The 12069-nt window shown below is 69.7% G+C and carries 8 protein-coding genes; 3 read left to right on the top strand and 5 right to left on the bottom strand.

What is annotated here, in order from left to right:
- Positions 1 to 254: 254 nt before the first annotated feature.
- Positions 255 to 1049 (bottom strand): SDR family NAD(P)-dependent oxidoreductase, encoded by a 795-nt coding sequence (locus IEY79_RS32435; RefSeq protein ID WP_189111228.1) that lies wholly within the window; start codon positions 1047 to 1049, stop codon positions 255 to 257.
- A 240-nt stretch (positions 1050 to 1289) separates the two neighbouring features.
- Between IEY79_RS32435 and IEY79_RS32430 the strand changes: the two genes are divergently transcribed.
- On the top strand, positions 1290 to 1853 hold the full coding sequence (locus IEY79_RS32430; protein WP_189111227.1) for a TetR/AcrR family transcriptional regulator: 564 nt from the start codon (positions 1290 to 1292) through the stop codon (positions 1851 to 1853).
- Between the two features lie 161 nt (positions 1854 to 2014).
- On the opposite strand, the gene IEY79_RS32425 is transcribed toward IEY79_RS32430, so the two are convergent.
- From IEY79_RS32425 to IEY79_RS32415, 3 genes are all read right to left on the bottom strand, one after another.
- Entirely contained in the window at positions 2015 to 2395 is a 381-nt protein-coding gene (locus tag IEY79_RS32425) for a winged helix-turn-helix transcriptional regulator (RefSeq protein ID WP_229701317.1), read from the bottom strand.
- 182 nt (positions 2396 to 2577) lie between these two features.
- Positions 2578 to 3669, bottom strand: coding sequence for an esterase/lipase family protein (locus IEY79_RS38490; RefSeq protein WP_373292672.1), 1092 nt, complete (start codon positions 3667 to 3669; stop codon positions 2578 to 2580).
- A 431-nt stretch (positions 3670 to 4100) separates the two neighbouring features.
- Complete coding sequence (locus tag IEY79_RS32415; RefSeq protein ID WP_373292670.1) at positions 4101 to 4730, bottom strand: TetR/AcrR family transcriptional regulator; 630 nt, start codon at positions 4728 to 4730, stop codon at positions 4101 to 4103.
- 152 nt (positions 4731 to 4882) lie between these two features.
- Here IEY79_RS32415 and IEY79_RS32410 point away from each other — a divergent pair, with 152 nt between their 5' ends.
- Positions 4883 to 5830: an ABC transporter permease gene (locus tag IEY79_RS32410; RefSeq protein ID WP_189111225.1), complete on the top strand. Its 948-nt coding sequence runs from the start codon at positions 4883 to 4885 to the stop codon at positions 5828 to 5830.
- The gene (locus tag IEY79_RS32405; protein ID WP_189111224.1) at positions 5823 to 6674 is read left to right on the top strand and encodes an ABC transporter ATP-binding protein; all 852 of its coding nucleotides are present in this window, start codon (positions 5823 to 5825) and stop codon (positions 6672 to 6674) included. Before IEY79_RS32410 ends, IEY79_RS32405 begins: the two co-directional genes overlap by 8 nt.
- A gap of 75 nt (positions 6675 to 6749) precedes the next feature.
- Here the strand turns inward: IEY79_RS32405 and IEY79_RS32400 are convergent, their stop codons facing one another.
- Positions 6750 to 11789, bottom strand: a complete 5040-nt coding sequence (locus IEY79_RS32400) for an NAD-glutamate dehydrogenase (protein WP_189111223.1) — start codon at positions 11787 to 11789, stop codon at positions 6750 to 6752.
- Between the last annotated feature and the right edge of the window lie 280 nt (positions 11790 to 12069).

Genomic DNA, 12069 nt, shown 5'->3' with positions numbered 1-12069 from the left:
GGCAACGAAGGTCCGTCCACCAGGGCTACGGAGACGGGGGTCATGTCACCCGTACGGCGGCTACGAGCAGCGGGGAGGGCGCGCGGGGGGAGCGCTTGGACGCGAAGGCCCGCGCGTTGACGCGCGCGTGCGCCTGTCAACCCGGCCGTCGGCGGCAGACGACGCCGTCAGGAGCTGTCCGCGGGGGCCCGCCACCGCGGACACCCAGGAGCCGCGCCCGGTCACACGGGCGGAGCAGCCGGGCGCTCTCGCGGTCAGGCGCGGTAGCGGGCGGCGGGGACGGAGCGCGACAGATTCGGGACCAGAACCCCACGGGCCTTCTCCAGGGCTTCCCAGTCGGTGATGTCCGGGAGCGAGGGAATGGTGACGGGCTCACCGGCGTCGAGGCCGGCGAGCGCCGCGTCGACCGCGTCGTCAGCGGTCATGATCCACTCATCGGGGAAGGACGCGAGATCAATCCCGGAACCGTCCCAGAACTCCGTACGAACGGCTCCGGGAAGGACGGCCTGAACCGTGATGGCACTCTCCGCCAGTTCCTGCTGCAGAGCCTGCGTAAAGGTCAGGACGTAGCTCTTCGTCCCGCTGTACACGGCGCTCACGGGGAGGATGTTCAGGGCGAGCGCGGAAGAGATGTTGACGATCGTGCCGCTGCCTCGGCGAGTCATACCACTCACGGCCGCGGTGGTCAGTCGGGTCAGCGAGGTCACGTTGAGCGTGATGAGGTCCCCGAACGCGGTCGCGTCCGCACCGGCGAGCGGAGTGAAGAGCGAACCCCCGGCGTTGTTGACGAGCACCTGGACGCTCGCGTCCTCGCGCAGCCGCTCCTCCACACCCGCCAGTTGTGCGTCGTCGGTGAGATCCGCGGTGAGCACCTCCACCGCCTTCCCCGTGCGTTCCCTGACCTCGGCCGCCAGTGACTCCATCCGAGCCGTGTCGCGGGCGACGAGAATCAAGTCGTGACCCCGGTCCGCGAGCCGGTGCGCGTACGCGGCCCCGAGGCCGGCGGAGGCACCCGTGATCAGGGCGGTTTTCGTGTTCTGTGCTGGCATGGCGAAGTTCTCAATCCTCGAACGACAGTGGGAGAGGGGGCCCGCGGGCACCCCTCTCCCACTTAGATACCACATGACATCTAAGAGAGCCCAATGTCTCCGCCCCCACAGGCTCCCCTACGCCCGTGCGGCCTCGGGAGCGCACGGGCACAGCAGGGCGCCCCTGGAATAGCCCGGCTCCCACGGGCGCTAACATGGACATAGATGTCGATATTGATCTAACAATCAGGCAGGCACACCATGAGCCGCGTTTCCCAGGCACAGGCAAGGGAGAACCGCGAGCGCGTCGTGGCCGCGGCGTCCCGGATCTTCCGCGAGCAGGGCGTGCACACGAGCATCGCCGACCTCATGGAGTCGGTCGGCCTGACCCGTGGTGGATTCCCGAAGCAGTTCGGGTCCAAGGACGCCCTGGTCGCCGAGGCCACCGAGAAGGGCTTCAGCGGCATGAGCCAGTTGCTGGACTCGTTCGACGACACCCACGGCGACCGCACGGCCGCTCGCCAGGCGCTGGTGGATTTCTACCTGTCCGCCGAGCACCGCGACGAACCGGGCACCGGGTGCCCGACCGCCGGTTTCGCCGGCGACATGGCCCGCCGGCCCACGCCGGACGAACCTCGCGCGGCCTACAGCGAGGGCGCCAGGCACTTCGCCGACTGGTTGTCGAACGGCGACGACAGGGACGGCCTGGCGGACATGTGCACTCTGGTCGGCGCCATTCTGCTCGCCCGCGCCACGGCAGGGACCGAGCTGTCCGAGGAGATCCTCGATGCCGCGCACCGGGCCCAGACACCCCCGGTGAAGTGATCGGCGTCTGAAGTGATCGGCCGACATCGCAACCCGGCAGGGCGCGCCGGGCGGAGCGCGCACCACCAGGGGTAGTTCGAGGCCCGAGTTCGCGGCCTGGTTTCGAGGTGCCGCCGACCGGCCTTGCGGAGGTGGCGGCCGGAGAGCTGCCGCTCGGCGGTTCAGCTCACTACGGGTGCGCCGATGTCCGCATTGGCGAGCGCCGTCTCCTCGCCCCGGTCATCCACGAAAGCGACGCGCAGGGGCCGCCCGGTCCGCGTGTTGACACGGCGTGCGAGCGGGCCGTCCGGGTGGGGGCGATGCGCGTCGCCCCACTGCTGCAGAGCGCCAACGATGATCTTCACCTCTTGCCCGGCCTCTGTCAGGTAATAGCCGAAGCGCGCCCGCGACGTGGCCTCCCGGTACGGACGCTTCTCCAGGATGCCCGCCTCGGTCAGCGTCGCCAGGCGTTGGCTGAGCGGGTATGTCAACCGGGCCGTCCCCGACGCGGGACTCGATGGCTTCGTCGACGACATCGCCGACCGCATCGCGTCGTTCGACAAGTCGGCACTCGCCGAGACCAAGGCATACGTCGGAGATGTCACGCTCGCGGACCATGCCCTGATGCCACCCGCGCTGGACGCGTTCTGGGTCTCGGTCGCGCGGGAGGGAACACAGCGACGGGTGGGCACGGCCGCCAAGGACGGACTTCAGGACCGCACCACGTCGAACTGCGGACGGGCGACTACCTCGCCGACCTGGGCGCGAAGAGCGCGCGCGGCTGGCACGGAGGTCGGGAACGACTCGGTCCGCCGCATCGGCCGAGACGGCGTCCCGTCGGCGGCATCGACTGGGACACCGTCCGGTCGGCGGCGGGGCCGGCCGGTTCCATCCGCGATGACTCCGGACTCCGGTGGTCCCGCGCCGCCGACTGCACGCTCGAACGCCCCTGAGGGCGCAAGGACCACCGGTCGGGCCGGAGCAGATTCAGTTGCCCGCCCGAGCCCTTCTCCCGAGCACGACCATCCCGGCACCGCCGGCGACGGCCGCCCCGGAGAGACCGGCCATGACAGCGGTCCGCTCGGAAGAGCCGGTCTTGGCGAGGCTGGGTCTGCCGTTCTCCGAGGCCGAGCCGGCGGCCCGCAGGATGAGGTCGGTGACGGCGCCGGGGTTCGTGAGATACGCCGCGTGCGGGGCGTCGACCTCGATCGTGTGCGATCCGGCCCGCTTCGCCATGAACCGCTCGTTGGCGGTTCCGATGGCGAAGTCCTGTGTGGCAACCAGGGCCCACGAGGGGATGGTCTTCCACGCGGGGGCCTTCGAGGGCTCGGAGAAGGCGAAGGGTGTGGCGGGCCGCTGCGCGGCGGCGAGTACGGCGGCGGTGTTCGCGTCCAGGCGGTTGCTGAGGAACACTTCCCGGAACTTGTCCGGCTTGATGTAGAGGTCGACGTCTTCGCTCGGGTTGGCCGGGCCGGGGATGGGCACGGCGTCCAGCGCGGTGGGGACGGGAGCGTCGGGGTCGTCGCTCAGCCGGCTGCCCGGGAACTTCGTGGCCAGTTGCAGCGGACTCACCGGTATCGGGCTGGTACGCGGCGAGGCAGACCAGGGACTTCACGTTCGGGCTGCCCGTGGCCGCGTTCGTGATGACGGAGCCGCCGTAGGAGTGACCGACCAGCACGATCGGACCCTTGATCGTCTTGAGCCGGGCGGCCAGGTAGGCGGAGTCCCCGGAAAGACTTCGCAGCGGGTTGGCTGCGGCGATCACGGGATAGCCGTCCCGCTGGAGGCTCTCGGTGATCTCGTTCCATCCGGAGGCATCGGCCCACGAGCCGTGCACCAGGACGATGGTGGGCTTGCCCTTCGCGGAGGGCGCCCCATCACCGGGAGCGGCGGCCACCGCGGAGCCGGCCGATTCAGCGCGGTGGCGGGCAGGAGAACGGTGAGGGCCAGCAGCCGACGCGGTCGCTGGTGCGGCGTTGCGGTCATGATCACTTCTTCCTCGGGAGGAGACGTTGCCTCGACTCTCCAAGACAGACAGCGCGCGGTCGCGATCAACGGGGCAGGCGCGATCAACGGGGCAGGGGAGTGACGCGACGGCAACGGGCCTCGACACGTACGCGGACGACCCCGCGCGGCTGATCGAGCAACTGGCCCCGAGGGACGCGGGTTTCGTGGGCTCACTCCCCCCGCGGCGTCTTGAGTGGCGAGTGGCCGGGTTGCGCCTGGCCGCGTCGGGACGGCGGTCGGGGGCGCGCGGCGCGCCCTCGATCAGGTGGTGCGGTCGCGGGTCAGCGCGGCGACCGCCGTGGTGGCGAGGTCGTCGAGGTAGCCGGCGGGCAGGTCGCCCCGTACGACGACGAGACGCCAGTAGAGCGGACCGGCGATGAGGTCGAGGGCCCGGTCGGGGTCGGTGCCCTCGGGCAGCTCGCCGCGCGCGACCGCCTCGCGTACGACCGCGGCCGCGATGCCCTTCTCCTTGTCCAGCAGCGCCGACTTGATCGCCTCGGAGATCTCCGGGTGCCGGGCCGCCTCCACCAGCAGGTCGGGGATGACGCGGGAGGCCAGCGGGTGGCGCAGGGCGTGCGACGCCACTTCGAGCAGGGCGCGTACGTCTCCGTACAGCGAACCGGTCGAGGGGACGGGCAGCCCCTGTGCCGCGACGGCGGATACGAGGTCGAGCACCAGCGCCAGTTTGGACTTCCAGCGCCGGTAGACGGCGGTCTTGCCGACACCGGCCCGGCGGGCGATGCCCTCGATGGACATCCGCGCGAACCCGACGGCGGCCAGTTCCTCGAAGACGGCGGAGCGGATGGCGTCGGTCACATCCTCACGGAGCACGGCGGCTCCCGCTGGTGCGCGGCGTGAGAGGCGGGGGTCCGGGGACATGCCGACGAGCATAGCGCCAGGAACGTCACGACGAAACGGTTGCGTTGCGACGTACATCCGTCCTAGCCTCTTCGTTACGACGAAACGGTCCCGTTCCGTCGGTCGATCCCCGCCATCACCACCCCACCGTCTTCGTTCGATGTCCCTCGTCGAAAGCGACCTCTGTGAGCCAGACGACCACATCCGCCGCCCCGGTCCGGGCCCCCGAACCACCACCGCCGGGGGCATCGGCCCCCGCCCTCCCCGACGACCTGCGCGCGCTCGCCGCCCGGCACGGCCTCACCGAGAGCGGCGCCCGTCCCACGCTTCTCGCCTATCTGCGCGGGCTGCACTCCCGCCGCCACTTCGTCACCGCCCTGGCCACCGCCCGGCTCACCTCGCAGTACAGCCAGGCGAAGCTCGGCCAGCTCTGGCAGATCATGACGCCGCTGCTCAACGCGACGGTCTACTACTTCATCTTCGGCGTCCTGCTCAACACCAAGGACGGGGTTCCGGACTACGTCCCGTTCCTGGTCACCGGCGTCTTCATCTGGACGTTCACCGCCGGCACCATCACCGCGGGTACCCGTGCCGTCTCCGGCAACATCGGTCTCGTACGCGCCCTGCACTTCCCGCGTGCCTCGCTGCCCCTCGCGTTCGCCCTCCAGCAGTTGCAGCAACTGCTGTTCTCCCTGGGCGCGCTGACCGTGATCCTGGCCGTCTTCGAGCAATACCCGAGGCCCGCCTGGCTGCTGGCCGTGCCCGCCCTCGCGCTCCAGACCGTGTTCAACACCGGCCTCGCGATGATCTTCGCGCGGCTGACGGCGTCGACGCCCGACATCGCGCAGCTGATGCCGTTCCTGCTCCGCACCTGGATGTACGCGTCCGGGGTGATGTGGAGCCTGGACACGGTGTTCAAGGACGAGGCCGTGCCGCGGCTGGTCCGCCTGGCGCTCGAATGCAATCCGGCGGCCGTCTACATCGACCTGATGCGCTTCGCGCTCATCGACAGTTTCACCGCCGGTCAACTCCCGCCCCACGTCTGGCTGGTCGCCACCGGCTGGGCCGTGCTGCTCGGGGCCGGCGGATTCCTGTTCTTCTGGCAGGCGGAGGAGAAGTACGGCCGTGGCTGAGACCGAGCGTGTTCCGACCGTCGTCGTCGACGACGTCCACATCACCTACAAGGTGCACGGCACCAAGGGCGGGAAGGGCAGCGCCACTTCGGCGCTCAGCCGGATCGTCTCGCGCCGTCCGTCCCCCGGAGTACGCGAGGTGCACGCCGTACGGGGCGTGAGCTTCGTCGCGTACAAGGGCGAGGCCATCGGTCTCATCGGCTCCAACGGCTCGGGCAAGTCGACCCTGCTCAAGGCGGTCGCCGGGCTGCTGCCGGCGAGCCGGGGCAAGGTCTACACACGGGGGCAGCCCTCACTCCTCGGGGTCAACGCGGCGCTGATGAGCGATCTGACGGGCGAGCGCAACGTGATACTCGGCGGGCTCGCGATGGGCATGACGCGCGAGCAGGTCAGGAGCCGTTACGCCGACATCGTCGAGTTCTCCGGGATCAACGAGAAGGGCGACTTCATCACCCTGCCGATGCGCACCTACTCCTCCGGCATGGGCGCACGGCTCCGCTTCTCCATCGCGGCGGCCAAGGCGCACGACGTGCTGCTGATCGACGAGGCGCTGTCCACGGGCGACGCCCGGTTCCAGAACCGCAGCAAGGAGCGCATCGCCGAGCTGCGTGCGGAGGCGGGCACGGTCTTCCTGGTCAGCCACAGCAACAGGACGATCACCGAGACCTGCGACCGGGCGATCTGGCTGGAGTCGGGGACGCTGCGGATGGACGGGCCCGCGGCGGAAGTCGTCGCGGCGTACGAGGAGTTCACGGGCAAGAAGCCCGGCAGGAAGCCCGCCGCGAAAACGGCCGGGAAGACGGCCGCCGCGGGGGCCGTCGCACCCACCCGGCCTACCACATAGCGCCGTACGGAACGTCGTACGGCGCGGGAGGGGCGCCCGGCTCGGGCCGGGCGCCCCTCCCTCACTCATGCGGCGTTACGCGTGCGTCCGCAGCAGCGTGCGCATCGTCCGCATCGCGACCGACAGATTCGCCAGGTCGAAGGAGTCCGAGCTCTGGATCTCCTCCAGCGTGGCGCGTGAACGCCCGAGGATCGCCGCGTTCTTCTGCTCCCACGCCTTGAAGCGCTCCTCCGGCGTCGACGTCCCGTTGCCGACGGACAGCACGTCCGACGCCAGGGCGGCGTGCGCCGCGTACAGGTCCTCGCGGATCGACGCGCGGGCCATGGACTGCCAGCGGTCGGCCCTCGGCAGCTCGATGATCCGGTCCATCAGCTGCGTGATCCGCAGCCGGTCTCCGAGGTCGTAGTACACCTCGGCGACGGCCAGCGGGTCCTTGCCCGTGCGGTCCGCGATCCGCACGATGTCGAGCGCCGGGAACGCCGCGGAGAATCCGGCGACCCGCAGGGCCAGTTCCTCGGGCACGCCCACCGAGGTGAGCTCCTCCACGATGTTCTGATACCACTCCAGGTCGGCGCCGCGCAGCAGTCGGGGCAGCTGCTGCCACACCTGCTCCACGCCCGCGGAGAAGAACTCGACCGTCTCCGCGATCTCCACCGGCTGCGGCCGGTTGCCGAGCAGCCAGCGCGTACCGCGCTCGACCAGTCGCCGTGAGTGGAGCCGGATCCGGGTCTGGACGTCGGCGCCGACGGTGTTGTCCAGCGCCTCGACCGCGTCCCACACCGGGCCGAGACCGAAGATCTCCCGGGCGGCTGTCTGCGCCCGTACGATCTCCTCGATCGACGCCCCGGTCTCCTCGCGCAGACGGTGCAGGAAGGTCGAACCTCCCGCGTTCACCGTGTCGTTGACCAGCACCGTCGTGATGATCTCGCGGCGCAGCGCGTGCCCGTCGATGTGCTCGGAGAACTTCTCGCGGAGCTGCGCGGGGAAGTACGCGTACAGCAGTTTCCGCAGATACGGGTCGTCGGGGAGGTTGGTGGAGATCAGCTCGTCGGCGACAGTGATCTTGGTGTACGCGAGCAGGACGGCGAGTTCGGGCTGGGAGAGCCCCTTGCCTCCGTTGAGCAGCTCGCGGATCTGGCGGTCGGCCGGCAGGAATTCGAGCTGCCTGTCGAGATTGCCGTCCCGCTCCAGCCGGCGCATGAACCGCTGGTGGGCGTGGAGCAATGACGGGGCCTGGAGGACCGCGTTGGCGAGCGCCACGTTCTGCGCGTAGTTGTTGCGCAGGACCAGCTTGCCGATCTCGTCGGTCATGGCAGCCAGCACCTTGTTGCGCTGCTTGACGGTCATGTCGCCTTCTTTGACGAGGCCGTTGAGCAGGATCTTGATGTTCACCTCGTGGTCGGAGGTGTCCACGCCCGCGCTGTTGTCGATGGCGTCGGTGTTGATCTTGCCGCCCTGGCCGTCGGCGCCGCGCCGGGAGAACTCGATCCGGCCGAGCTGCGTCGCGCCCAGGTTTCCGCCCTCGCCGACGACCTTGGCCCGCAGGTCCTCGCCGTTGATACGGATGGCGTCGTTGGCCTTGTCGCCCACGTCCGCGTTCGACTCGGCGGACGACTTGATGTACGTACCGATGCCGCCGTTCCACATCAGGTCGACCGGGGCCTTGAGGATGGCCCGCATCAGATCGGCCGGCGTCAGCTTGGTCACACCCGCCTCGATCCCGAGCGCCTCGCGCACATGCGCGTTGACGGCGATCGACTTCGCGGTACGGGGGTGGATCCCGCCGCCCTGCGACAGCAGCGACTTGTCGTAGTCGGCCCAGGAACTGCGCGGCAGCTCGAAGAGGCGGCGGCGCTCGGCGAACGAGGTGGCCGCGTCCGGGTTCGGGTCGAGGAAGATGTGCCGGTGGTCGAAGGCGGCTACCAGCCTGATGTGCTCGGAGAGCAGCATGCCGTTGCCGAAGACGTCACCGGACATGTCGCCGACGCCCGCGACGGTGAAGTCCTCGGTCTGGGTGTTGTGGCCCAGCTCGCGGAAGTGCCGCTCGACGGACACCCAGGCGCCGCGCGCCGTGATGCCCATGCCCTTGTGGTCGTAGCCGGCGGAGCCGCCGGAGGCGAACGCGTCGCCGAGCCAGAAGTCGTAGGCGATCGCGACCTCGTTGGCGATGTCGGAGAAGCTCGCTGTGCCCTTGTCGGCGGCGACGACCAGATAGGTGTCGTCCTCGTCGTGCCGCACGACGTCGGCCGGGGGTACGACCTCGCCGCCGACCATGTTGTCGGTGATGTCGAGGAGGGCCGAGATGAACGTCTTGTAGGAGGCGATGCCCTCGGCCAGCCAGGCGTCACGGTCCACGGCCGGGTCGGGGAGGTGCTTGGCGACGAAGCCGCCCTTGGCGCCGACGGGCACGATCACCGTGTTCTTGACCATCTGCGCCTTGACCAGACCCAGGATCTCCGTACGGAAGTCCTCGCGCCGGTCCGACCAGCGCAGGCCGCCGCGCGCGACCTTGCCGAAGCGCAGGTGCACGCCCTCGACCCGTGGCGAGTAGACCCAGATCTCGTACGCCGGGCGGGGTGCGGGCAGGTCGGGGATGGCCTGCGGGTCGAACTTCATCGACACGTAGGTGTGGTGCTTCTCGCCCGTGCCCCTGCGGCCCGTCCCGTCGTGCCCCTTGCTGGCGCTCTGGAAGAAGTTCGTCCGCAGCGTGGCCTTGATGACGGTGAGGAACGAGCGCAGGATGCGGTCCTCGTCCAGGCTGGCGACCTGGTCGAGGGCGCCTGTCAGCTCTTCCAGGAGCCCCTCGATGAGCTCGGTGCCGGCTCGCTGGCGGTTGGGCGCCATCCGGGCCTCGAAGAGGGAGATCAGCAGCCGGGTGGTGTGGACGTTGTTACGGAGGGTGTCCTCCATGTAGTCCTGGCTGAAGGTCGCCCCGGCCTGCCGCAGATACTTCGCGTAGGCCCGGAGCACCATCGCCTCGCGCCAGTTGAGCCCGGCGCGCAGGACGAGGGAGTTGAATCCGTCGTTCTCCGCCTCGCCCGTCCAGACGGCCGCGAAGGCGTCCTGGAAGCGTTCGCGGGCGTCCTCGGCGAGATGGTCGTCCTTGGCGTGACCACTGTCGCCGTACGGCATGCGCAGCCCGAAGTCGTAGATCCAGGCCTGTGCGCGGTCGGAGCAGCGCAGCTCGTACGGCCGCTCGTCCACGACCTCCACGCCGAGCTGCTGGAGGATCGGCAGAACGGCGGAGAGGGAGACCTGCTCGCCCGTGCGGTAGATCTTGAAACGGCGCTCGCCGGGACCGGCGCCGACCGGCTCGTAGAGGGAGAGCGCGAAGTCCTGCTCCTCCCGGCTCAGCTCCTCCACCCGGACGAGGTCGGCGACGGCCGCGCGCGGTGAGTGGTCGGCCTTGTAGCCCTCGGGGAAGGCGTTGCCGTAGCGGCGCAGCAGCTCGGCGGCGCGCTCCTCGCCCAGCTCGGCGTTGAGCGCCTCACCGAAGCCGTCGGCCCAGGAGCGGGCGGCCTCCACGAGCCGTGCCTCGATGCGGTCGACGTCCGGATCGGTGAGCCCGGCCAGCTCGGTGCCCGGCGGGACACGTACGACGAAGTGGAGCCGGGACAGGATCGATTCGGTGTTCCAGGCGGTGAAGTCGACGCTGGTGCCGCCGAGCTCCTCCTTGAGGATGTCGATCAGGCGCAGCCGGACGCCGGTGGTGTAGCGGTCGCGCGGCAGATAGATGAGGGCGGAGTAGTAACGCCCGTACTCGTCCTGGCGGAGGTAGAGGCGCAGCCGGCGCCGCTCCTGGAGGTACAGGACGCTGGTGACGATGGCGCGCAGCTGCTCGACGGGCGTCTGGAACAGCTCGTCGCGCGGGTACGTCTCCAGGATCTGCATCAGATCGCGGCCGTCGTGGCTGTTCGGCGAGAAGCCGGCGCCCTCCAGGACCTCGGCGACCTTGCGCCGTACGACCGGCACACGGCGTACGGACTCGGTGTACGCCGCCGAGGAGAAGAGTCCCAGGAAGCGGCGCTCGCCGACGACGTTGCCCTTGTCGTCGAACTTCTTCACACCGACGTAGTCGAGATAACTCGGGCGGTGCACGGTGGAGCGGCTGTTGGCCTTCGTCAGGACGAGCAGCTTGTGTTCGCGGGCCTTGGCACGCGCGTCGGCCGGGAGCCGGTTGAACGACGGGCTCACCGGGTGGGCCTCGTCGTCGGTGTGTTTCGGGTCGGAGCGCAGGATGCCGAGGCCGGTGCCGGGCACGGCGGCCAGGGCGTCGTCGCCCGTCAGCTCGTACTCGCGGTAGCCGAGGAAGGTGAAGTGGTTGTCGGCGAGCCAGCGCAGCAGCTCGCGGGCCTCTTCGACCTCCTGGTCGCGAAGGTCGTCCGCGGTCGGCTCGTTCGGCAGCTCGTCGGCGATGCGCAGGGCGGACTTGCGCATCTTGTCCCAGTCCTCGACGGCCTCGCGGGCGTCGGAGAGGACGCGCAGCAGGTCGGAGGTGATCTGCTTGAGATCGGAGCGGTCGGTCTCGCGGTCGATCTCGACGTGGATCCAGGACTCGATCAGGGTGTCGTGCGACAGCTCCGCGCCCTCGGCCCGGCCCTCGGGAAGGATCTCGATGAGCTTGCCGGTGATGTCCCGGCGCACCAGGATCTGCGGGTGGATGACGGCGTGGATGCCGCGGTTCTGCCGGGTGAGCTCATTGGTGACCGAGTCGACCAGGAAGGGCATGTCGTCGGTGACGACCTCGACGACCGTGTGGGTGCACGTCCAGCCGTTCTCCTCGACGGTCGGCGTGTAGACCCGCACGTTGGCCGTGCCCTGCGGGCGATTCTCGGCCAGCCGGTAGTGGGAGAGTGCCGCGCCGTAGATGTCGACCGGATCGCGGTCGGCGAGGTCGTCCGGGGCGGTGTGCAGGTAGTACCGGTGGAGGAAGGCGAGCAGCGCCTCGTTGTCCGGATGCTTCTCGTCGTACGCACCGTCGTCGGTCGCCGTCGCGGCCGAGTTGTTCCGGGAGGTGCCCCCCAGACCCCCAGCCCCCCCGGCTGGGCTGTTCTCAGCGACCCGTGCCGCCCGTGCGAGCAGCTCGGTCTTGGCTTCGTCCAGCTTGGTCTGCATGTCCTCTGGCTCCTGTCGCGCGCCATTGCGTGACGTCGTTGAAAGAAGCGGCACGACGCCACGACGCGGGGTGTCCGGTCGGAGTCGACGCTATGCCGCGATGAGAGATGTCCGGGACGTTATTGGCCAAATTTGACGGCCACGCCGGATTGAGGGGATCAGGGAGGCCCGGGGCGCTGTGGCACTCCGGGCGCGGGCCGGGAGCTTCACTGCTCCCACGGCGTATCGCACTGATCACGGCCCAAGGCTATCCCGCCGCACCCCGGCCCCGTCATGAACC

This window comes from Streptomyces camponoticapitis (assembly GCF_014646115.1).
In the GTDB taxonomy this organism is placed as follows: Bacteria; Actinomycetota; Actinomycetes; order Streptomycetales; family Streptomycetaceae; genus Streptomyces; species Streptomyces camponoticapitis.
This window is presented reverse-complemented; position numbering and strand designations above follow the sequence as displayed.